Genomic DNA, 20,701 nt, shown 5'->3' with positions numbered 1-20,701 from the left:
CGCGGCGCTTCGGTGCGACCGCTCAGACGGCCCCGCGCGGCCGGCGGTATGCCGGTGATCGCGCCCATGCCCGCAGCGCGGCCTGCGCGGCTGCCGTCGCAGCGCGAGGGCGCTGAGGAGAGCGTGGCAGCCGGAACCACCGTCGACCATCTCACCGAGACCTACCGCGCCCACTACCGTTCGCTGCTCGGCCTCGCCGCCCTGCTGCTGGACGACACGGCCTCCTGTGAGGACGTCGTGCAGGAGGCGTTCATCCGCGTTCATTCGGCGCGCAACCGGGTACGCGAGCCGGAGAAGACGCTTGCGTACCTGCGTCAGACCGTCGTCAACCTCTCCCGCTCCGCGCTGCGCCGCCGCATCCTCGGGCTGAAGCTGCTCTCCAAGCCCATGCCGGACATGGCGAGCGCGGAAGAGGGGGCGTACGACCAGCTGGAGCGGGACGCGCTGATCAAGGCGATGCGGGGGCTGCAACGGCGCCAGCGGGAGGTGCTGGTGCTGCGCTACTTCGCGGACATGACCGAGGCGCAGGTCGCCGAGACGCTGGGGATATCCCTGGGCTCGGTGAAGGCGTACGGCTCCCGGGGCATCGCGGCGCTGCGCGTGGTGATGGAGGCGCAGGCATGAGTCGGCGTCACGACGACGATCACGGGCGCGAGGACGGGAACGGGAACCTGCGCAGGCCTGCTCGCGGACATCGGAATGACCGGACTGGAAACGGAATTGTGAACCACGGGCCGGAGAACACCTCGCACACGGACCGCGACGCGGGGGCGGGTACGCACCCCGGTGCCTCCGGCGCCGCTTCCTCCGACGACCGGTCCGACAGGTCCGGTGGGGGCGCGGACACCCTGGGATTCGAGGGTCCGTCCGGTCTCTTCGGCCAGGGCTCCGGTCCCTCCGGCGGTGATTCCCTCGACGAGGCCGCGCTGCGCCGGATGATGCACGGTGCCGTGCAGAACCTCGAACCGAGCGACGGAACCCTCGACCATCTGTTCCGCGCGGTGCCCGCCCGGCGTGCGCGTCGTCGGCAGGCCCTCGTCGGGGTGGCGGCGGCCGCGCTGCTCATCGGCACCGCGGTCCCCGCATTCGTCCATGTCGCCAACTCCGAGAACTCGAGCACCGCCAGCCCCGCCATCGCCGGTCACGGCGAGCAGGCGCAGGGCGGCAACGGCGAGGACCCCGACGCGGAATCCGGCAACGGGGGCGGCACCGGCGGCGACGGGCAGCAGAGCGGTGCTCAGGGCCTCCCGGACAGCACGGCAACGCCGTCCGACGGCAGCGGCCAGGGCGCGGACGAGAAGGTGGCCGGCGGTCCCTCGGACGACCCGGCCGCCACTGCGCAGGCCGCCATGCCGGCCTGCGCCCCCGACCAGCTCGGAGTCGCCTCGGCGAGCACCGGCACGGCCGGCGCCGACGGCACGGTGTACGGAAGCTTCCGCATCGCCAACGTGTCGGGCAAGAACTGCTCGGTGAGCAGCAGCGGCACGGTGGGCTTCGCGGCGACGGGTGCGGCCGACCCGGCCAAGATCATGGTCGTCCGGCACACCCAGGGGGACCCGGCGTCCGGACTGCCCGATCCTGCCCAGGAGGAGGCGACGGTGCTTCTGAAGCCGGACATGGCCTACGAGGTGATGTTCGCCTGGGTGCCGCAGGAGACCTGCCCGACCACCGGCAGTTCACCTTCCCCGAGCCCCACTGACGGAGCAGCCGGCAGTACGGGGGTCGCGGCCGGGTCCACGACGGGCAGCGGGACCACGGACGGCGAAGCGGGTACGGAGACGCAGTTCGGCAGCGAGGAGGGTGACGGCACGGCACCGGGCACCGTGTCCGTGCAGCACACGCCGGAACCGGGGGCGCCGGTCGCCGAGACGACGATCGCCAACGCCTGCGCGGGCACGATCTACCGGACGGGCGTGCTCGAAGCCACGTCGTAGGGGCGGTCAGCTCGCGGGGGTGTTCTCGTCGTCGATCAGGCCGAGCTTCAGATCCCGGGCTGCTTCGGCCTCGCGCCGGAGCAGCCGGAACCACATGAAGACCACGAACGCGGCGAAGACGAACCACTCACCCGTGTAGCCGAGGTTCTGGAACGCCTTCAGGTCGAGCCCGCTGCCCTGGGGCGCGGCAGCCGGTACGGGACGCAGCTCACCGCCGCTCTTGCCCGGGGTGTCGGTGAGGACGGCGTCGGCGGTACCGGACGCGTCGGTCCCGGACGCACCCGTGCGGGCGTCGGTCTCCTGGAGCGTCACCCAGGCGTCGTAGACGTCGTACGGCACGAGGTTGACCAGGGACGCGGCGCTGATCATGCCGACCTGGCCGTCGGGGAGGCCGCCCTTCACGTCGACCCCGTCGGTGCCCGTGTTCTCCGAGGCCTGGAGGTCGCCGGTCACGGTGACCCGGCCGGTCGGCGCGGCCGGCACCGGGGTGTGTCCGGCCTTGCCGGGCAGCCAGCCGCGTACCACCGGCAGGGCCTTGCCGGTGTCGGTGCGCAGCATGTCCAGGACGTAGAAGCCGCTGCGGTCCTCCAGCTTCCTGCCGGGCACCAGGAACTGATCGGCGTACCGGCCGCTCGCGGTGGCGGGACGGCCGGAGGTCACCGTGTCGACGGGCAGCAGCTCGTCCAGCGGTTTGGCTGCCATCGTGCCCGGAGAGGGCTGCTTCTCGGCGGCCTCGTGCGTCTGCACGCGGTCCTCGAAGCGGCCGAGCTGCCAGGTGCCCATGAACACGCAGAACGGGATGGCCAGCACGACGAAGAGGTTGATCCCCCACCATCGCGGGGTCAGCAGGAACCGGTACACCCCTCCACGGTACGGTCCCCGCTCCGGCCCACCGGAGCGGGGGCACCCGCGAAGCCACCTCTTATCCGGCCTTTACGCAGCTCTCCGCAGCTCTCCGCAGCCCTTCGCAGCGATTCGCAGTGCGGGCGCGGCCCCGCCCGCCCTTACGCGCCGCCCTCCGCATCCCCCAGGTGCCGGCGGGCGAAGTCGAGTTCCAGCCGCACCTGCTTGATCCGCTCCTCCACGACGAGCGAGCCGTGGCCCGCGTCGTACCGGTAGACCTCGTGCACGGCGTCGCGGCCCTTCAGCCGGTCGACGTAGTTCTCCACCTGGCGGATCGGGCAGCGCGGGTCGTTGACGCCCGCCGAGATGTAGACGGGCGCCCGCACGGCGTCGACGTAGGTCAGGGGTGACGAGGCCTCGAACCGCTCGGGCACCTCCTCCGGCGCTCCGCCCAGCAGGGTGCGGTCCATCGCCTTCAGGGCCTCCATCTCGTCGTGGTACGCCGTGACGTAGTCCGCGACCGGGACCGCTGCCAGGCCCACGGCCCAGTCGTCGGGCTGCGTGCCGAGGCCGAGCAGGGTCAGATAGCCGCCCCAGGAGCCGCCGGCCAGGACCAGCTTCGCCGGGTCCGCGAGGCCGGACTTCACCGCCCACTCCCGCACCGCCGCGATGTCCTCCAGCTCGATCAGGCCGACCCGGTGCTTGAGCGCGTCCGTCCATGCCCGCCCGTAGCCCGTCGAGCCGCGGTAGTTGACCCGGACGACGGCATAGCCGTGGTCCACCCAGGCGGCGGGACCGGCCGCGAAGGCGTCGCTGTCGTGCCAGGTCGGTCCGCCGTGGATCTCGAAGACGGTCGGGAACGGGCCCTCGGCCGGGCCGGCCGGCCGCTGGACGAGTGCGTGGATGCGGCCCCCGGGCCCGTCCACCCACACGTCCTCGACCGGGACGGACACCGGGGCCTTCGCGCCGGGCGGATCGAGCACCACCGCACCGGTCGTGGAGCGGACCACGGGCGGCTCCGCGGCCGACGACCACAGGTACTCCACCGTGCCGTCCGGCCGGGCCGTGGCACCCGAGACCGAACCGGCGGGCGTCTCCACCCGCACCAGGGCCCCGCCGGCCGCGGCCGGCTCGTACCGCCAGAGTTCGCTGCGGGCCTCGAAGCCGTGCTCGACCAGCAGCGCGGAGCCGTCCGGATACCACTCGGCGCCGACATCGCCGGGCAGATCGATGGCGAGGTCCGTCTCCGTGCCCGCCACCGGGTCCCAGATCATCGGCTCCCAGCGGCCGCGCCGCTGGTGCCCGACCAGCAGCCGGGTGTCCCCGGCGACCGGTGCGAAGCCGAGGACCGCGAGACCGAGCTCCTTCGTGCCCCCCTCGGTGTCGTCCAGCTCCGCGACCGTGCTGCCGTCGGGGCGCACCACGCGCAGCGCGGAGTGCATCGCGTCGCCGTGCTCGGTGTGCTCCAGCGCGATGAGCGAGCCGTCGTGCGACAGGTCGCCCACCCCCGCCGATTCGCGGTGGCGGTAGATCTCCATGGGCGCCGCCCCGGACCGTACGACGTGGACCGTCGTGCCGTCCTCGTCCGTCGAACGGCCGATCACCGCGGTCCCGTCGCGTCCGATCGCGAGCCCGGCCGGGTAGGACGGCTCAAGACCGGGGGCCGCCGGCTCGTCCTCCGCCCCCTCGCTGCGGGCTCGGAACGGCTGGCGCATCCACACCCCGAACTCGTCCCCGTCGGTGTCGCTGAACCACCACACGGCCTCGCCGTCCGGTGTCAGCACGCCGTCCGTCGTCCCGTTCGGCCGGTCCGTCACCTGGCGCTGCTCGCCCGTCGACCGGTCCCATGCGTAGAGCTCGTACGTCCCCGTCGCGTTGGAGACGAACAATGCGCGGTCCGGCGCATCCTCCGCCCAGTCGGGCAGCGACACCCGGGGGGCCCGGAAGCGCTGTTCCCACGCCGGGACGGAATCGTTCGTCGAACCAGTGGTCTCAGTCATGCCCCCCATTCTGCGCCGGACGGCCGACAAACCGTTCGCGTCGTCCGCAGCCTGTGGATAACCTCGCCGGCATGCCTGCTCCGATACCTGCCGACTGGCGCGAGGCCAACCGCGCGATGTGGGATGAGCGTGTGCCCATCCACGCCGAAAGCGACTTCTACGATCTCGACTCCTTCCGCGCGGGCAAGGACGCCCTGCGGGACTTCGAACTGGCGGAGGTCGGGGACGTGACCGGCCGGACGCTGCTGCACCTGCAGTGCCACATCGGGGTCGACACCCTCTCCTGGGCCCGGCACGGCGCCGCGCAGGTCGTCGGCCTCGACTTCTCCGAAGCGGCCGTGGAGACCGCCCGCGGGCTCGCGCAGGATCTGGGCCTGGGTCCGGACCGGGCGGCGTTCGTCGCCGCGGACGTCCACGACGCGGCCGAGGCCGTGCCGGACTCCTCGTACGACATCGTCTACACGGGCATCGGCGCGCTGAACTGGCTGCCCGACATCGACCGCTGGGCCGAGACGGCGGCGTCGCTCGTCGCGCCCGGCGGGTTCCTCTACCTGGCCGAGTTCCACCCGCTCACCGACTGCCTCGACGACGCGACCGGTTCGAGAATCGTCCACGACTACTTCAGCCGCGACGCGTGGGTGGACGAGACGCCGGGCACGTACGCGGACTTCGACGCGCCGACTGTCCACAACCGCAGCGTCGAATGGCAGCACCCGGTGGGGAGTGTGGTCTCCGCGCTGGCCGCGGCCGGTCTGCGGATCGAGTTCCTGCACGAGCACGACGCCTCGCTCTTCGCCCGCTTCCCGGTGCTGGAGCGCCGGCCGGACGGCTTCTACCGCTTCCCGGCGGATCGGCCGCGGATTCCGCTGATGTACTCGATCAAGGCCACCCGGCCGGACGACCCTGGCAGTGGCCGGTAGCGCAAGGGAGCGCTCGGCGGGGCCGTTCGTCGGGGGCAGGACCGATTGTCAGTGGCCGGGGCCAGACTGAAACCATGACCACGACTGCTGAACTGCGCGCCACGGTCGAGAGTTACTGGATCGCGGCCGACCTCCGTGACTGGGACACCTTCGCGGCGACACTCGCCGACGAGGTGCTGTACGACCTGCCGCAGACCCGTGAGCGCATTCGCGGCAAGGAGCGGTATCTGGCGTTCAACCGGGAGTACCCGGGGGAGTGGCGGGTGCGCGTCGAGCGGATCGTGGCCGACCCGGGCGGGCGGCAGGTCGCCGTCCGGACGCTGTTCACGGACGGCGGGCAGGAGTCGCACGCCGTCCACTTCTTCACGTTCGACGCGCAGGGGCGGATCAGCGAGGTCGTCGACTTCTGGCCCGAACCGTACGAGCCCCCGGCAGGCCGGGAGCACCTCGTCGAGCGGTACTGAGCTGAGCGGCTCTGGGCGGTGCTGAGCAGAGGGGGGCTGGGACGCGGTCGAGGCCCTGGCCCTGGCCCGACGCTCAGGCGGGCGGTACCGGTCCCGCCCTGTCCCACCCAGGGGCGCGGACGTCCACGCTGAGTGTGTTCATCGCGATCTCCTCGCCGCACGTCCGGCACACCCACGCCGCGTCGAGATCGTGCGCGTGCCGTTCTCCGTGGCCCGCGTCGCTACGGCCGTCTCCGGCGTCCGGTTCATGCACCATCACCACCGGCCGCTCCTCCAGCACCCACCGGTCACCCCAGTCCAGCAGTGCCCGGATCACCGGAGCGAGAGCGCGCCCCGACTCGGTGAGGTGGTACTCGTAGCGCGGCGGCCGTTCGTTGTACGGCCGGCGTTCGACCACGCCCGCCTGCTCCAGTGAGCGCAGCCGGGCGGCCAGCCGGTCGCGCGGCGCACCCGTGTTGCGCGCGATCGCCTCGAACCGGTGGTTGCCGAAGAAGATCTCCCGCACCGCCAGCAGCGCCCACTTCTCGCCCACGACATGCAGCGCGGCCGCTGCGGAACAGGGACGGCCCGGCAGCGGGGCGGTCAGGACGGCAGTCGGGTCTGCGGGGGCGTCGGAATCACGTGCGGCACTCATCCCTACAAGGTTGCCATCTCAAACTCACTGGCGCTACCTTGCCGCCATGACAGTTGGGAAATCAAACTCACTCATGCCGGGGCTCCCCGAAGCAGCTGCGGCTCCCGGCGCTCCCACCACCTCGCGCGCCACCGTGTGGATCATCTCGGCCGGCGTCTTCGTCGTGAATCTCGACCTGTTCATCGTCAACGTCGCGGTCCCCGCCCTCGGTGACGCCTTCGACGGCAGCTCCCTCGCCTCGCTTTCCTGGGTCCTCAACGCGTACGCGATCGTCTTCGCCGCCCTGCTCGTCGTCGCGGGCCGGCTCGCCGACCGCTACGGCCACCGGCGGGGCTTCCTCTTCGGTCTCGGGCTCTTCACCGTCGCCTCCGCGCTCTGCGCGCTCGCCCCCGGCGTCGGCTGGCTGGTCGCCGCCCGCGCCCTCCAGGCCGTCGGGGCCGCCGCGCTCATGCCGACCTCGCTCGCCCTGCTGCTCGTCAACACCCCGCCCGAGCGCCGCCCCCGGGCCATCCGCAGCTGGGCCGCGATCGGCGGGATAGCCGCCGGGCTCGGGCCCGTTGCCGGCGGAGCACTCGTGGAGGCGGACTGGCGCTGGGTGTTCCTCGTCAATGTGCCGGTCGGCGTGATCGGTCTGATCGCGGGTGCACGGCTGCTGCCTGACGTCCGCCCGCACCGTGAAGGCCCCTTCCCCGATCTGGCCGGGGCCGCCCTGCTCACCCTCGCCATCGGCACCCTGGCGCTCGGCCTGGTCAAGGCCGACGCCTGGGGCTGGGGCTCGGCGCGCGTACTCGGTTCGCTGGCGGCCGCGGTGCTGCTCACCGGTGCCTTCTGGCTCCGGTCGGCCCGGCATCCCGCCCCGGTCGTCGAGCTGCCCCTGCTGCGCACGCCGTCCTTCGTCGCCGCGACGCTCGCCGCGCTGCTCTTCACCGTGGCGTTCGCGGCGATGCTGCTGACCTCGGTGCTCTGGTGCCAGCAGGTCTGGGGGTACTCGGCGATCCGGACCGGACTGGCCATCGCCCCGGGGCCGTTGGTCGTCCCGCTGCTGGCGGTGTCCTCCGGCCCGGTGGTCCGCCGTCTCGGAGCGGGCCGCACCGCCGCCCTGGGGTGCCTGCTGTTCGCGGCGGGCCTGGCCTGGTGGGCGGTCGCGCTCGACCCGGCTCCGCACTACGCGGCGGGCTTCCTGCCCGGAATGATGATCACCGGCGTCGGCGTCGGCCTGGCGCTCCCCACCCTCGTCGGTGCCGCCGCGGCGGCCCTCCCGCCGACCCGGTTCGCCACCGGCTCGGCCATCACCACGATGGCCCGCCAGACCGGTTCGGTCCTGGGCGTCGCGCTGATGGTCACCCTGCTGGGCGCCCCGCGTACCCCGGTACTCGCCCTGGAGGCGTTCCGCCGCGGCTGGTGGGCGGCGGCCGCCACCGCGGTACTGGCGGCAGCGACCACCCTCGCGCTGCACCGGCGCGCAGCCGACGGCCGAACCTGAGCGCGACAGCAGCGCGGCATCGCTCCGGAGCCGGGAACTCCGGAGCGATGCCGCGCCTTTGTGACCGCTCGGCCTTACGCGACCGAACGGAACGCGGGCAGATAGCCGTTCGACTGTCCCACGGCCTTCGGGTGGTACGAGTTGTACACCGGGATCGAGACGCTGTTGAGCCATGCGTCACCGGAGCACAGCTCGTGCCCGGTGAACTCGTCGACGACGCTGGAGAAGGTGAATCCGGCATTCGCCGCCTGCTTGGCGATGACGCCGTTCAGCACGTCGGACGCGTTGTTGATGGCGGTGCGTTCCGTCTCCGTGAGACCGGCGATGCAGCTGCCGCCGATCTTGTAGAAGCGCGGGTAGCCCAGCACCACGACATGTGCCTGCGGGGCCCTGGAGTGGATCGATGTGTAGAGCGAACCCAGCCGGGACGGCAGCGCGCTGTTCATCTGCCCGACGGCCGAGTTCACACTGGCGACGCAGGTCGCCTCGCTGGACAGTACGCAGTCCTGCATGACGTCGGCGAACCCGACGTCATTGCCGCCCGCGGTGACGCTGACCAGTGAGGTGGACGAGCTCAGTGCGCCGAGCTGGCCGCTCGCCACCGAGCTTGTGGTGGCGCCCGAACAGGCGACAAAGGCGAACGACGAAGGGGAGTTCGCCGCCGCCCAGAGGTAGGGGTAGGACTTGGTGCTGCGGCGGCAGTCACCGCTGTCGGACAGGTAGCTCCCGGCACCGACGCCGGACGAGTACGAGTCGCCCAGGGCGACGTACCCGCCGGCGGCGGCCGAGGCAGGCTGGGCCATGCCGAGAGCGGCCGCGGCGGCGAGCAGCAGAGTGGATGCGGACGCCCAGAATCTCCGTACTGACATAGCTGTCAGCCCTCCGAAGTGTGGGGGGTGGGTGGGGGGTTGGTGAGGCGTCACCTGTTGTAGCAGCTTCCAGTACCCGCCGGTAATAGTCATGCGCGAACGTGCCGGATTTGCCCGAATGATCGTTCGGTAGTCGTAGCTCCGCGCGTAGATAAACCTGCAACTCGCCCTGAAATAAAGGCTTTACGACCACCCGCTCGTCACTTCACAGGTGGCGGCGCGAGGGCCTTATGAGGAGAAAACGCTGCGTGCCTGGCACAACTGGAGTTCCGCGAAGCAGGTGTTGGCGGCTGCCGCCCCTGCGGCACGGTCTTCGCCCGCGGCGGCCGCCTCCGGACCTGACGCTCAGCGGCTGACCGCGGTCTCCCGCCCGACGCGTGACAGCTTCTCGGGGTTGCGCACGGCGTAGAGCCCGGTGATGAGGCCCTCGTCGACGCGCATCGCCACGACGGTGTCGATCTCGCCGTGGAGCCGGATGATCAGCGCCGGATCACCGTTGACGTGGGCCCGCTGCAAGGTCATCGCCGCGGCGATCCTGCACAGCACACCGGCCACCGGGCCCGCTCCCACCACGGGCGCCAGGGCGGCCCGGACGACTCCGCCACCGTCGGTCAGCAGGACGACGTCGGGTGCGAGGACGTCGAGCAGGCGTTGCAGGTCGCCCGTCTCGACCGCCCGTCGGAACGCCTCGACCGTGCGGCCGGCCTCGGCGGCGGACACACTTCCCCGGGGCCGGCGCGCGGCGACGTGGGCCCGGGCCCGATGGGCGATCTGACGGACTGCGGCGGGGCTCTTGCCGACGGCCTCCGCGATCTCGTCGTAGCCCAGATCGAACACCTCGCGCAGGACGAACACCGCCCGCTCGGTCGGTGCGAGGGTCTCCAGCACCAGCAGCATCGCCATCGAGACGCTGTCGGCGAGTTCGACGTCCTCGGCCACGTCCGGCGCGGTCAGAAGGGGCTCGGGCAGCCAGGGGCCGACGTAGGACTCCTTGCGCCGGCCGAGCGTGCGCAGATGGCTCAGTGCCTGACGCGTGGTGATCCGGACCAGGTAGGCCCGCTGATCCCGCACGGTGCCGGGGTCGACGCCCACCCACCGCAGCCAGGTCTCCTGGAGGACGTCCTCCGCGTCGGCGGCCGAGCCGAGCATCTCGTAGGCGACGGTGAACAGCAGATTGCGGTGGGCGACGAAGGCCTCGGTGACACCGTCCCCACGGATGCCAGGGGCAGGTTGCCGCCCGGCGGTGTCCTTCGGTCGGTCGCTCATCCCCGGCTCCTGCCCGTCGACTCCCGGCTGCGTCGTACACGAGACGCCGGCGACCGCCGTTCTGTGACACCCACGGCCGGTGGGGCACGTCACAACTGCGCATCGTCACAGGAACCGGGCTCTCGGCATCTTGTGTTCGTTCAGTGCCGCGGCACGCAACCACACGAGTGAGGACGCAGTCATGGAAGCTCGCTTCAACCTCTTCGACAGCCCGACCGCCACGAAGGTCGCCAAGCGGTTCTACAACACCTCGCTGGCCCTGGAGCAGTCGACGCTGCCGAAGGCCCTGCGGGAACTGGTGCAGCTGCGGGTCGGTCAGATCAACGGCTGCGGCTTCTGCGTCGACGCCCACACCAAGGAGGCGGCGGCCGCCGGTGAGTCCGCGCTCCGGCTCAACCTGGTCGCCGTCTGGCGCCACAGCACCGTGTTCACCGAGGCCGAGCGGGCCGCGCTGGCGTTTGCCGAGGAGGGCACCCGGCTCGGCGACGACGGGGTGTCCGACGAGACGTGGGCCGGGGTGCGCAAGCACTACGACGACGACCAGGTCGGTGCGCTGGTCTGCCTGGTCGCCCTGATCAACGCGGCCACCCGGATGAACGTGATCGTGCACAACGCGGGGGGTTCGTACGAGCCCGGCGCGTTCGCCGGCCTGGACAACTGATCCGACCGGAGGGCGGTTCGTCCGCCTGAACAGCGGTCCGGGTGTCTGGTCCACGCGAGCAGTCAGGCACCCGGACCGCGGTTCCGGCTTCCGCCTTCGTGGCGCGGCCACGTGGCCGCGCCTGGACGAAGCCGTTGTGCACGGTGATCCCCTTGATGGCGACCACGGTGGCGACGGCCGGCTCAAGGACCTCGGTGACCCTGCGACGGCTGGAGGCGGACGGCCTGCGGGCCCTCCATTTCCCGGTGCCGGAAAAGGGATCGGCCTCTCCGCGGCCGCAGTACGACGTCACCGTGGAATCAGTGGCGGGCAGGGACGATACAGTCGACGTCGTGGTAAGTGCGCACACTCTGCTGAGAGACCTCCTCCTTCAAGCCGACCGCCTCGACCTGCACGCCGCGGCCGACCAGGGGTTGCGGACGCTGCTGCCCGGCGAGCAGGCCCGGTTCCGTGTGACGGGCTGCGGTTCCGTGAACCGGAAGAGGGCGCGGGCGGCCCTCTTCTGCACGGACGCGAGGTGAACGGTCCGGCGCGTGTCACGATCAGGGATGTCGCCGCCCGGGCAGGTGTGTCCAAGGGGGCGGTCTCGCTGGCGTTCAACCAGAAGCCGGGTGTCTCGGATGCCACCCGCCGGAGGATCTTCGAGGCGGCGAAGGAGCTGGGCTGGGCGCCGAACCTCACCGCGCGCAGCCTCTCCAGTCAGCGGGTCGACATCATCGGCCTGGCCCTGTGCCGTCCCGCCCGGCTGCTCGGGCTCGAGCCGTTCTACATGGACTTCATCTCCGGTATCGAGAGCGTCCTGGCCGAACGGTCGTACTCGTTGCTTCTGAGGCTGGTGCGGGATCTCGACGAGGAGATCGAGCAGTACAAGTCCTGGTGGCGGAGTCAGACGATCGCCGGCGCCATTCTGGTCGACTTCCGCGAGAGTGATCCGAGGGTTCCGTCGCTGCAGTCGATCGGGCTGCCGGCGGTGGCCGTCGGGCATCCGTCCCTCACCGGTTCGTTTCCCGCGGTGTGGACGGACGACGCCACCGCCGCGGCCGAGGCGGTGCGCTATCTGGCGGCGCTGGGGCACCGGCGCATCGCCCGCGTCGGCGGTCCGGTCGGTCTCGGGCACAGTGCCATCCGGGCCACCGCGTTCGCGGCCACGATGCGGGAGCTGGGTCTCCAGGAGGGCCGGCAGGTCGCGACGGGTTTCGACGGAAGCGAGGGGGCCAGGGCCACCCGGTCCCTGCTGATGTCGGCCGAGCGTCCGACGGCCATCGTCTACGACAACGACATCATGGCCGTCGCGGGAGCGGGCGTCGCCGCCGAAATGGGCTTCGTGGTTCCCGACGACGTGTCGCTGCTGGCCTGGGACGACTCGCAGCTGTGCCGGATCACGCATCCCACGCTGTCGGCCATGAGCCACGATGTGCACAGCTTCGGGGCGCAGGTGGCCCGCACGCTGTTCACGGTCATAGAGGGTCAGCACGCCGGTTCCGTGCAGGTGCCGACCCCGTCCCTCACCCCGCGAGGCTCCACCGCACAGGCACCCGCCCGGAGTTGAGGCCAGCAGCTGGCAGGTGATGGAGGACGGGTCGGTACGGGCCGTGGATCCGGCGGGGGTTCAGGAACGGAGCGCTGCTGCGAGCGGGGGAGCACCGGCCTGCGAGGAGGCGACAGCGGCCGCACCGATGAGCCCCGCGTCGAGCGCCAGGAGTGCCGGTACGACGGGCAGCCCGCGGGTGAAGTCCAGGACGGCGTAGTCGGCCATGCGCCGCCGCAGCGGGGCGAAGAGCGTCTCTCCGGCCTGTGCCACGCCGCCGCCGATGACCACGACGTCCAGCTCGACCAGGGCCGCCGCGGCGGCGATGGCGGCGGCCAGTGCCTGGGCGGCCCGTTCGTACGCCCACTGGGCCCGCGGATCGCCGGCCCGCGCCGCGTCCGCGACCGCTGCCGCCGTCGGTGCCACCCCGGGCGGCGCGGACCATCCGGCAGCCTGGGCGTGGGCGGCGATCGCCGTACCGCTGGCAAGCCCTTCGACGCAGCCGGGAGCTCCGCACGGGCACACCGAACCGTCGAGGTCGACCGTGATGTGCCCGATGTGGCCGGCGTTTCCCGTTCTGCCGGTGTGGAGCCGCCCGCCGAGGACGAGTCCGCCGCCCACGCCCGTGGACACCACCATGCAGAGCGCGTTCTCGAACCCCCGTGCGGCGCCCAGCCAGTGTTCCGCCGCGGCCATGGCCACCGCGTCGCCGATCAGTACCGGTCTGAGTCCCACCGGCAGCCGCGCGTGCGCTGCCACTTCCGCGGTCAGCGGGAAGCGTCGCCACGCGGGGATGTTGACCGGGCTGACCGTGCCTGCCGCGGTGTCGACCGGACCGGCGCTGGCGATGCCGAGGCAGGTCAGCCGGTCCCACGTCGGGTGTACCGCCAGCTCGTCGAGGACCGATGCCACCGCCGCCATGAGCTCGTCCGCCGACTCCTGCGCCGGAGTGGGTCGCTGCGCGCGCACCACCACGTGGCCCGCCTCGTCCACGAGCGCTCCGGCGATCTTCGTGCCGCCGATGTCCAGTGCTCCGTACACCGCCACGTCCACCACACCTTTCCTGAAGGAAGCGGGTTCCCTTCGCTTCGAAGCACACTGTGACGGGTGATGACAACGTTGTCTAGTAAACTGTTTAGTTTAGGTCAAGGTTTAGTAATGCACATGCGCTGCCGGGCATCTTCGATGGGCATCAGCGGGCGAACTTCTCGACGGCGGACGGCGTGACGGGGGTGAAGAAGTTGACGAGATTGCCGTCGGGGTCGCGGAACAGGAGCGCGCGGTTTCCCCAGGGCATCGTGGTGGGCTCGTTGACGAAGTCCTCAACGAAGCCGGTCAGATTCTCGTACACGCCGTCCACGTCGTCGACGAGGAACTCGAGGATCACGCTGTGGTTGTCGGCCGGACGGGCCGAGCCGGGCGCGAAGAGCGGAACGGTGCGGGTGCTGCCGATCGCGAGGGTGGCCGAGGTGGTCCTGAGTTCGGCGAAGTCCTCGGTGGACCAGTGGGCGGATACGCCGGTGGCCCGTTCGTAGAAGGCGACGAGGCGGGCGACGTCGCCCGTGATGATGCGGACAGAGACGAAATCCATGGTCTTCTCCTGGTCGGTCGGTGCTTCCCAACGCACGCTACGAGGAATACCGGGCGGAACCCGCCCGGTATGAGGAGGAGACTTCTGGGCATGCCCCGCCCCATTGCTCGCGTCCTCACCCTGCTGGAGCTCCTGCAGTCGGGTGGCATCCGCACCGTGGCCGAACTCGCCGGCCGGCTCGACGTCGACGAACGCACCGTGCGGCGCTATGCCGGCCACCTCATCGACCTCGACGTGCCCGTCGAGTCGGTACGAGGCCGCTACGGCGGCTACCGGCTCGAACCCGGCTATCGCATGCCCCCGCTCATGCTGAGCGACGACGAAGCGCTCGCCGTACTGCTCGGCCTGGTGGCAGGCCGCCGATCCGGCCTGGCCACGGCTACGGGCACGGCGGGCGAGACGGCGGCGGCCAAGATCCGGCGCGTGCTGCCCGAACGGCTGAGACTCAGACTCGACGCCGTGCTCGGATCCCTCGCCTTCACGGCTCCGCCCGGCGAGGCCGACGCCCCGGACTCCGCGGTGCTGCTCCCGATCGCCGACGCGGTGACCCGCCACCGGCCGATCTCCGTCCGGTACACCGCCGCCGACGGCCGGCGCAGTGAACGCACCCTGCACCCGCACGGGATCGTCGCCCACTCGGGCAGGTGGTACGTCACGGCTGCCGATCCCGCGGCCGGCGAGGACCGGACGTTCCGGCTGGACCGCATCAGCGGCGTGAGGGCCCTGCCCGGCTCGTTCGAACCACCCGCCGGACTCGACCCGGCGAAGCGCGTGCTGACCGGGCTCGCCACGGCTCCTTACCGGTATGAGGTGACCCTGCGGGTGCAGGGGACGGCCGAGCAGATCCACGCCCGGCTTCCCGCCGGCATCGCGATCGTGGAGGAGCTGCCGTCCCCGGACGACGCCGGACCGGAGGCCGAGCGCTGGGCCCGCGTCGACCTGCGTGTGGAGCGGCTCGACTGGCTGCCCGCCGTACTCGCCTCGCTGGACCGGCCCTTCGTCATCGAACGCCCGGACGAACTCCGAGGCCTCGTCGTAGCCCTCGCCGAACGGCTCATGGATTCAGCCCGGCGGAGCCTGCCTCACGAATGAGGGTCGGACGGGCTGTCCGCACAGCCGGAGGCCCGGCCAGGATCTGGTCGGGCGACAAGTGCCGCCCGGCACGAACGAGGGCGTGGCGCGCCCGGTCGAGGCCGGTCCCGGGTGCGAAGCCAGGCGGGCCGCCAGGGTGCCGCACGCCGGCCGCCGACTGCGCGTGCCGACCGTGCGCCCGCCGGGCGTTGGAGCGGATCAGCGCAGTCCGGCGAAGAGATCGTTCTCGGGTACGGCCACGGCGGTGGCGTCCTTGACGCGTACGAAGGTCTCCACGCCCATCAACTCGCCGAACCTCTCCTTGCCCATCTTGAGGAAGAAGATGTTCTCGCCCTGACTGGCGTGTGCGGCCAGTGCATCGAACTTCTGACCGCTGAACGCGGTGGTGTCCACCCACGTGGTGATCTCATCGTCGGGGAGGCCGATCTCGGCCATCGCGGCGGCCTCGGCGGGGTCAGGCTCCGGCATGTCCTCATGAAACTCGCGCATGGTCTCCCCGAACCGCTGCATCATCGATCGGGGCATCGTCGTCCAGTACACCTTCGGTGTCAGCGCGGTCATCTCCAGTGCCGCCATCGTGATGCGGTGGGCCTGGATGTGGTCGGGGTGACCGTAGAAGCCGTTCTCGTCGTAGGTGACGACGACATCGGGCCGGTAGTGCCGCATCAGTTCCGCAAGTCGCGCTGCGCCTTCCTCGACGGGGGTCTGCCAGAAGGACCCGGGGGCGTCGTTGCTCGGCCAGCCCGCCATCCCGGAGTCGGCATAGTCCAGCATCTCCAGATCGCTGACCTTCAGGACGTCACAGCTTGCCTCGAGTTCCTGGCGGCGTATCAAGGCGACGGCCGCCGGATCGTGCCCGGGATCGCCCGGCTTGACGCCTCCCTTTCCGTCACCGCAACCGCCGTCGGTACAGGTCACGAGCACCGTGCGGATGCCTTCCGCCGCGTACCGCGCGAGGACTCCTCCGGTTCCGGTGGCCTCGTCGTCGGGGTGAGCGTGTACTGCCATGAGCGTCAAGGGCCGGTCAGTCATGAAGCAGTCCTCCTGCAGAAATACGTCTTGGTCCGAGTGCGCGGCGGGCGTACCGCGATTCCGGGGCCGGATCCTGCCAGGGCGGATGACCTTGCGGTCTCCGTGTCCCCGCCCGTACGGCGCCGGCCCCTCGGTCGATGCAACCGCGCGAGCCCGACCGGCTGTTCCCGACGCGGCCGCTCGGTCTTCCGGGCGTCGGCGATTCCACGTGAACGAGGTGCGGGCGACCTGTACGTCCCAGCGCCACGATCCCTGCTGGGCCGGTGCGGTCAATTCAGTTGCGCGGGTCCGAGCCGGTCTGCATGCTTGAGCGAACTGTGCAGCTACGAGTGCTGCCTGGGGATAAGGAGGGCTGAACGGATGTCTGTCACTGCGCTGCGGCATGCCCGCGTCAGTCTCACTTCTCTCTCCAGGAGCACATCCGATGTCTTCCGACGTCTTTCGTACCGAGCACCAATTCTCTGACCTCACCGACGAGCGCTGTGCCGCGACGGCCGGCGACAGGTCCGAACCGGACATCGCCGACGCTTTCGTCTTCCGTTTCGACACGATCCCGGAAGAGCTCGGCCCGGATCAACGCTGGTCCACCTGGCTGGATGTCGAGCGCGGTTCTCGCGGCCCGGAGCCACGGCCCGACTGGGTGGTGACGGAACAGGCCGCGATCGATACCGAGCTCGGCATCCTCAAGACCGGCAAGGAGGCCGACGTCTTCCTGCTCGAACGAGCAGTGGAACAGGTCGGCGACAACCCGGCACGACGGTCGTTGCTGGCCGCCAAGCGGTACCGGACCGAGGAACACCGCTCGTTCCGCCGCAGTGACTCGTACCTTGAAGGCCGGCGTACCCGCAACAGCCGCGACAGCCGGGCGATGGCGAAGAAGACCTCGCACGGCAGGAGCGTCGCGGCCGGGCAATGGGCCTACGCGGAGTGGGACGCACTCTGCCGGCTCTGGAAAGCCGGAGTTCCCGTTCCCTACCCCGTGCAGGTGGACGGCACCGAGCTGCTGATGGAGTTCATCGACGACGGCGACGGCGGCGCGGCACCACGGCTGGCGCAGGTCCGGCCCAAGGGGAAGCTGCTCGCGTCGTACTTCGAGCAGCTTGGGGACGGGATGCGCGAATTGGCCAGGGCGGGGCTGGCCCACGGAGACCTGTCGCCGTACAACGTGCTGGCGCAGGGCGACCGGATCGTGATGATCGATCTGCCCCAGGTGGTCGACATCGTCGGCAATCCGAAGGGGATGGATTTCCTGATGCGGGACTGCCACAACGTATGTACGTGGTTCACCAACCGCGGCCTGGAGGTCGATGAGCACGAACTCTTCGCCGATCTCCTGACGATGGTCTTCTGAGGGGCGTTCCAACCCACGTTCTTCTTCTGCGGACTCCTTCTGCAGAAGGAGAACCAGCGGAATCAGCGGGTCAGGGCAGGCGTCGACGAGTCCATCAACGTGATTGCCCGCCTTGACCCGCTGGTACGTGTGCGGCAGGACCGACCCGCTTGCTCGACCGTCGCCGTGCGTCCGCGCGGGTGACGGGAAGAGCGGGTGAGGTGGAGTCGGTCAGGGTCGGCAGGGGTATTTGCCATGCGTTATGCGGCTGGTCCCGAGTTTGCAGGGCGTAGGGCTCGGCGTTCCGACCTGCTATTGGAGAGCCTCATCGGGATTACTGGGCAGGCCCATGCCTGGCGGTACTCCTGGTGGGACGAGAGGGTGTGTAAGCGGCTCCGATTCAGAATCGACCATGCGGCACGACAAATTCAGGCCACTGGGGTTCGACTGCGGCGTACGGACATCTGGACAGATCGCCCCCTGCGTGCGGAAATCAGGACGGAGAATAGCGGTGGTTTGTTGACGACGGGTCATCACAAGCCCCCAGGCGGCGAGGCGACGTTCCTCTGCGTACTGGTCAGCTCATCCCTCGGGGTGGCTCTGTCGGCGGTGAGCGTCGCGTCCACGCTCGGTCGCAAAGTCGCGCGGGCAGCGGTCACGCCCGAATGTCTCCAGCTCGCCCGTCGGCAGGGCCGCATTCTCAGTCCGGGCGCCTTCCTGGTCTGCGTCCAATCCCTCGGCGTGCCAGGGCGCTGCGCCGTACGACCAGCCGAGCGTGGAACATTCCGCCCCGGCGTACACGGTCAGCGGGACGGCGTACTCAAGGGCGGGGCCGCAGAACTCCTTCTGCGGCGGCGAGCCGGGCGATTCGTCGCCGGGGCTCTCCTCGTCGCAGGGGTCGCTCCACTCTCGTACGGAGCCGCGGCCCGGACCAGGAACTGCTTGTGCACCGTCACGAGTGCGGATCATGGTCGGTCCGGCCCGGCTCGTCGAAAGGTTTTCCCATGCACGCAGAATGGACACTCCGCCCGAAGGCCCATTGGCCAGCTCCTGGGGAATGACGTGATCATCCACAGTCAGACCATCGCTGCTTGTTGGGCCCGGGCCCGGGTCTGCGCGAGTCGGTAGCAGCTGGAGCGCCAGCTGCGGCTTGGCCCGTACCCTGCCGTTCTCCGCAGAAACCGGATAGCCACGCGCCTCACGCGGCAGCCCGGCCAGCCGACTGGACACCAGTGGAAGATCAATCATGAGCTCGTCATCGGCGAACGCACGCCCCTGGGAACTTGTCCCTGGACACCGCGGGCCCATGCGGGTCAGCGGTCGTGCCTGGTACGGGACTGTGGTGCGGGCGGCTTCCGCAAGGCGAGCTGGACGAGTGGTCCTTGGTGACGGGGTCGCATGGGCACGCAGGTTGTGAGCTCGACCGGCAGGCGATGACAGCCCGTCCACGATTCCCATGGCTTGCAGCGTCTCACGGCCGATTCGATGGAGAGAGTTGATGCCCACCAGGCCGCTCGGGTGGGCCACCGCGCGGCCGGGTGCGTACCCGGCCGCGCGGTGAGAACCCCATCCCGGGCGCGGGCTACCCTGCAGCCGCCGGTCGGTAGGTGCACACGTGCACGCCCGTGCTGCTGACCACGGTCGAGATCAGCTCAAGCGTGCGCAGCGCGCCGTCGGCCGGGTAGATCGTCTTTCCGCCGCCGAGCAGCACCGGCATGATCATGAGCCGCAGTTCGTCGACCAGCCCTTCGGTCAGGAGGGTGCGGGCGAGCGTAAGGCTGCCCATCACCACCAGGTCCCGGCCCTCGGTGTCACGCAGCTTCCGGATCTGGTCGAGTGCCTGGTCGCCGGGTATGCGGGTGGTGTTGTTCCACGTCAGGTCGGCTTCGCCCAGGGTGCTGGAGACGACGTACTTGGCTACCGAGTTCATGTGGTCGGCGAAGGGGTCACCGGCCCGCTCCGGCCACGCCGCGGCCATGGTCTGCCACGTGCGGCGTCCGAAGAGCAGCCCGTCGGTGTCGGCGGCCCACTCGGCGAGGGCGCCGCCCATCACCTGCGGGTCGAAGAACGGGTGCGTCCAGCCGCCGTGGGTGAACCCTCCGTCGGTGTCCTCGTCGGGGCCGCCAGGGGCCTGCATGACGCCGTCCAGGCTGACGAATTCACCCATCACAATGCGCATCGAACTGTCTCGCTTCCTCGTGGGTTGCTGATGATTTGGTTGCTGGTCATTTAGTTGCTGGTGACTTGGTTGCTGGTCATGGAGACCTTTGGCGGTGGCCCTCAGGCAGTACGCCGGTATTGCGCGGCCACGTACGCGAGCAGCGTGAACATGACGGTCGTGCCAATGGCCATGGTCAGCGCGCCCGCCTTACCACCGCTCATCGACCAGGCGTCGCCGGCCAGCATCACCGTGGCGGAGACGCGGGAGACCACCGCGAGCCGCCGGTTGCCGAGCCGGGAGAAGTGCCGACCGAACAGGTAGCCCGCGGCGATCAGCGAGGCGAAGGTGATCGACCCGGCGGCCATGTGTCCGTACGCGTGCCAGCTCATCGACTGCGGGATGCCCTCCGGCGTGCCCACCGGAAAGGCGTCCGCCGGGTCCATCGTGAGCAGCCCGGCGGCGACCATGCCGACCCCGACCACCCGGACCAGCTGCGGCACCGCGACACCACCGGCCGTCCCCTGCATGACCCGGCGCAGTCCGGCCGCGCCCACCGTGGCCAGGATCCCGGCGATCACGAAGTTGGTGATCTGCAGCCAGCCGAGCGATCCGGTGGCCAGCTGGCTGAGCGCGTGCCGGGTCGGCTCGAACCCCTCGCGGGTGAGTGCCTGGGCGACCGACACGGCCACCCACAGTGGACCGGCGACGGCAGCGCAGGCGAGCAGCCGACGGGTGCCGACCGAGCCGCGCCGGGCAGCGGGGCGAGCCTGGTCGGCGGCCGCTGCCGCTGTGGTGGCTGTGGCTGTGGCGTGCGGGAAGCGGGTGCTGGTGGTCACGACGGGCTCCTTCGAGGGGCGGGCGGGCCTCGGACTTCTTCCGTGGGGCTCACACCG

Annotated in this window: 21 protein-coding genes; 10 read left to right on the top strand and 11 right to left on the bottom strand. The window is 70.6% G+C overall.

All coding sequences use genetic code 11. The features are described 5' to 3' along the window. The first annotated feature begins 48 nt into the window (after positions 1-48). Positions 49-624, top strand: a complete 576-nt coding sequence (locus tag SH922_RS18385; protein WP_393063607.1) for a SigE family RNA polymerase sigma factor — start codon at positions 49-51, stop codon at positions 622-624. Between the two features lie 98 nt (positions 625-722). Then, positions 723-1,934 (top strand): hypothetical protein, encoded by a 1,212-nt coding sequence (locus SH922_RS18380; protein ID WP_393059032.1) that lies wholly within the window; start codon positions 723-725, stop codon positions 1,932-1,934. 6 nt (positions 1,935-1,940) lie between these two features. Here SH922_RS18380 and SH922_RS18375 read toward each other — a convergent pair whose 3' ends face one another. Together SH922_RS18375 and SH922_RS18370 are read right to left on the bottom strand one after the other, a co-directional pair. After that, entirely contained in the window at positions 1,941-2,795 is an 855-nt protein-coding gene (locus SH922_RS18375) for an SURF1 family protein (RefSeq protein ID WP_393059031.1), read from the bottom strand. A gap of 143 nt (positions 2,796-2,938) precedes the next feature. Beyond that, positions 2,939-4,777 (bottom strand): S9 family peptidase, encoded by a 1,839-nt coding sequence (locus tag SH922_RS18370; protein WP_393059030.1) that lies wholly within the window; start codon positions 4,775-4,777, stop codon positions 2,939-2,941. A gap of 71 nt (positions 4,778-4,848) precedes the next feature. Between SH922_RS18370 and SH922_RS18365 the strand changes: the two genes are divergently transcribed. After that, positions 4,849-5,697 (top strand): class I SAM-dependent methyltransferase, encoded by an 849-nt coding sequence (locus SH922_RS18365; protein WP_393059029.1) that lies wholly within the window; start codon positions 4,849-4,851, stop codon positions 5,695-5,697. A gap of 74 nt (positions 5,698-5,771) precedes the next feature. Next, on the top strand, positions 5,772-6,161 hold the full coding sequence (locus SH922_RS18360; protein WP_393059028.1) for a nuclear transport factor 2 family protein: 390 nt from the start codon (positions 5,772-5,774) through the stop codon (positions 6,159-6,161). Between the two features lie 73 nt (positions 6,162-6,234). Here SH922_RS18360 and SH922_RS18355 read toward each other — a convergent pair whose 3' ends face one another. Further along, on the bottom strand, positions 6,235-6,795 hold the full coding sequence (locus SH922_RS18355) for a winged helix-turn-helix transcriptional regulator (RefSeq protein ID WP_393059027.1): 561 nt from the start codon (positions 6,793-6,795) through the stop codon (positions 6,235-6,237). A gap of 73 nt (positions 6,796-6,868) precedes the next feature. On the opposite strand from SH922_RS18355, the gene SH922_RS18350 reads away from it, so the two are divergent. Continuing rightward, positions 6,869-8,278: an MFS transporter gene (locus SH922_RS18350; RefSeq protein WP_393059026.1), complete on the top strand. Its 1,410-nt coding sequence runs from the start codon at positions 6,869-6,871 to the stop codon at positions 8,276-8,278. A 74-nt stretch (positions 8,279-8,352) separates the two neighbouring features. Here the strand turns inward: SH922_RS18350 and SH922_RS18345 are convergent, their stop codons facing one another. Further along, complete coding sequence (locus SH922_RS18345; protein ID WP_393059025.1) at positions 8,353-9,147, bottom strand: SGNH/GDSL hydrolase family protein; 795 nt, start codon at positions 9,145-9,147, stop codon at positions 8,353-8,355. A 345-nt stretch (positions 9,148-9,492) separates the two neighbouring features. Continuing rightward, a complete protein-coding gene (locus SH922_RS18340; protein ID WP_393059024.1) occupies positions 9,493-10,413 on the bottom strand; it encodes an RNA polymerase sigma-70 factor in 921 nt (306 codons plus the stop codon). 181 nt (positions 10,414-10,594) lie between these two features. Here SH922_RS18340 and SH922_RS18335 point away from each other — a divergent pair, with 181 nt between their 5' ends. The 3 genes from SH922_RS18335 to SH922_RS18325 all read left to right on the top strand — a co-directional run bounded on the left by SH922_RS18335 (position 10,595) and on the right by SH922_RS18325 (position 12,623). Further along, positions 10,595-11,074 carry a carboxymuconolactone decarboxylase family protein gene (locus SH922_RS18335; RefSeq protein ID WP_393059023.1) on the top strand — a complete coding sequence of 160 codons (480 nt, stop codon included), beginning with the start codon at positions 10,595-10,597 and terminating at the stop codon, positions 11,072-11,074. A gap of 155 nt (positions 11,075-11,229) precedes the next feature. Continuing rightward, entirely contained in the window at positions 11,230-11,595 is a 366-nt protein-coding gene (locus SH922_RS18330; protein ID WP_393059022.1) for a hypothetical protein, read from the top strand. Beyond that, the gene (locus SH922_RS18325) at positions 11,592-12,623 is read left to right on the top strand and encodes a LacI family DNA-binding transcriptional regulator (protein ID WP_393059021.1); all 1,032 of its coding nucleotides are present in this window, start codon (positions 11,592-11,594) and stop codon (positions 12,621-12,623) included. Before SH922_RS18330 ends, SH922_RS18325 begins: the two co-directional genes overlap by 4 nt. 60 nt (positions 12,624-12,683) lie before the next feature. Here SH922_RS18325 and SH922_RS18320 read toward each other — a convergent pair whose 3' ends face one another. Continuing rightward, positions 12,684-13,655, bottom strand: a complete 972-nt coding sequence (locus SH922_RS18320; protein WP_393059020.1) for an ROK family protein — start codon at positions 13,653-13,655, stop codon at positions 12,684-12,686. Between the two features lie 139 nt (positions 13,656-13,794). Further along, positions 13,795-14,193, bottom strand: a complete 399-nt coding sequence (locus SH922_RS18315) for a VOC family protein (protein WP_393059019.1) — start codon at positions 14,191-14,193, stop codon at positions 13,795-13,797. A 90-nt stretch (positions 14,194-14,283) separates the two neighbouring features. On the opposite strand from SH922_RS18315, the gene SH922_RS18310 reads away from it, so the two are divergent. After that, entirely contained in the window at positions 14,284-15,285 is a 1,002-nt protein-coding gene (locus SH922_RS18310) for a helix-turn-helix transcriptional regulator (protein ID WP_393059018.1), read from the top strand. 198 nt (positions 15,286-15,483) lie between these two features. Here SH922_RS18310 and SH922_RS18305 read toward each other — a convergent pair whose 3' ends face one another. Then, a complete protein-coding gene (locus SH922_RS18305) occupies positions 15,484-16,317 on the bottom strand; it encodes a PIG-L family deacetylase (protein WP_393059017.1) in 834 nt (277 codons plus the stop codon). Between the two features lie 424 nt (positions 16,318-16,741). On the opposite strand from SH922_RS18305, the gene SH922_RS18300 reads away from it, so the two are divergent. Beyond that, positions 16,742-17,668 carry a serine protein kinase RIO gene (locus tag SH922_RS18300; protein ID WP_393059016.1) on the top strand — a complete coding sequence of 309 codons (927 nt, stop codon included), beginning with the start codon at positions 16,742-16,744 and terminating at the stop codon, positions 17,666-17,668. 561 nt (positions 17,669-18,229) lie between these two features. On the opposite strand, the gene SH922_RS18295 is transcribed toward SH922_RS18300, so the two are convergent. From SH922_RS18295 to SH922_RS18285, 3 genes are all read right to left on the bottom strand, one after another. After that, on the bottom strand, positions 18,230-18,616 hold the full coding sequence (locus SH922_RS18295; protein WP_393059015.1) for a hypothetical protein: 387 nt from the start codon (positions 18,614-18,616) through the stop codon (positions 18,230-18,232). A gap of 613 nt (positions 18,617-19,229) precedes the next feature. Next, positions 19,230-19,826 carry a dihydrofolate reductase family protein gene (locus SH922_RS18290; protein WP_393059014.1) on the bottom strand — a complete coding sequence of 199 codons (597 nt, stop codon included), beginning with the start codon at positions 19,824-19,826 and terminating at the stop codon, positions 19,230-19,232. 101 nt (positions 19,827-19,927) lie between these two features. Beyond that, entirely contained in the window at positions 19,928-20,644 is a 717-nt protein-coding gene (locus tag SH922_RS18285; RefSeq protein WP_393059013.1) for a DUF998 domain-containing protein, read from the bottom strand. Positions 20,645-20,701 lie beyond the last annotated feature (57 nt).

Origin of the sequence: Streptomyces sp. LN549 (assembly GCF_043203805.1) — a bacterium.
Lineage (GTDB): Bacteria > Actinomycetota > Actinomycetes > Streptomycetales > Streptomycetaceae > Streptomyces.
This window is presented reverse-complemented; position numbering and strand designations above follow the sequence as displayed.

Excerpts from the sequence above, each read along its gene's own strand:
- SH922_RS18385 (WP_393063607.1), top strand. The coding sequence starts at position 49 with ATGCCGGTGATCGCGCCCATGCCCGCAGCGCGGCCTGCGCGGCTGCCG.
- SH922_RS18370 (WP_393059030.1), bottom strand. The coding sequence starts at position 4,777 with ATGACTGAGACCACTGGTTCGACGAACGATTCCGTCCCGGCGTGGGAA.
- SH922_RS18365 (WP_393059029.1), top strand. The coding sequence starts at position 4,849 with ATGCCTGCTCCGATACCTGCCGACTGGCGCGAGGCCAACCGCGCGATG.
- SH922_RS18360 (WP_393059028.1), top strand. The coding sequence starts at position 5,772 with ATGACCACGACTGCTGAACTGCGCGCCACGGTCGAGAGTTACTGGATC.
- SH922_RS18355 (WP_393059027.1), bottom strand. The coding sequence starts at position 6,795 with ATGAGTGCCGCACGTGATTCCGACGCCCCCGCAGACCCGACTGCCGTC.
- SH922_RS18350 (WP_393059026.1), top strand. The coding sequence starts at position 6,869 with ATGCCGGGGCTCCCCGAAGCAGCTGCGGCTCCCGGCGCTCCCACCACC.
- SH922_RS18345 (WP_393059025.1), bottom strand. The coding sequence starts at position 9,147 with ATGTCAGTACGGAGATTCTGGGCGTCCGCATCCACTCTGCTGCTCGCC.
- SH922_RS18340 (WP_393059024.1), bottom strand. The coding sequence starts at position 10,413 with ATGAGCGACCGACCGAAGGACACCGCCGGGCGGCAACCTGCCCCTGGC.
- SH922_RS18335 (WP_393059023.1), top strand. The coding sequence starts at position 10,595 with ATGGAAGCTCGCTTCAACCTCTTCGACAGCCCGACCGCCACGAAGGTC.
- SH922_RS18330 (WP_393059022.1), top strand. The coding sequence starts at position 11,230 with ATGGCGACCACGGTGGCGACGGCCGGCTCAAGGACCTCGGTGACCCTG.
- SH922_RS18315 (WP_393059019.1), bottom strand. The coding sequence starts at position 14,193 with ATGGATTTCGTCTCTGTCCGCATCATCACGGGCGACGTCGCCCGCCTC.
- SH922_RS18310 (WP_393059018.1), top strand. The coding sequence starts at position 14,284 with ATGCCCCGCCCCATTGCTCGCGTCCTCACCCTGCTGGAGCTCCTGCAG.
- SH922_RS18305 (WP_393059017.1), bottom strand. The coding sequence starts at position 16,317 with ATGACTGACCGGCCCTTGACGCTCATGGCAGTACACGCTCACCCCGAC.
- SH922_RS18300 (WP_393059016.1), top strand. The coding sequence starts at position 16,742 with ATGTCTTCCGACGTCTTTCGTACCGAGCACCAATTCTCTGACCTCACC.
- SH922_RS18295 (WP_393059015.1), bottom strand. The coding sequence starts at position 18,616 with ATGATCCGCACTCGTGACGGTGCACAAGCAGTTCCTGGTCCGGGCCGC.
- SH922_RS18290 (WP_393059014.1), bottom strand. The coding sequence starts at position 19,826 with ATGCGCATTGTGATGGGTGAATTCGTCAGCCTGGACGGCGTCATGCAG.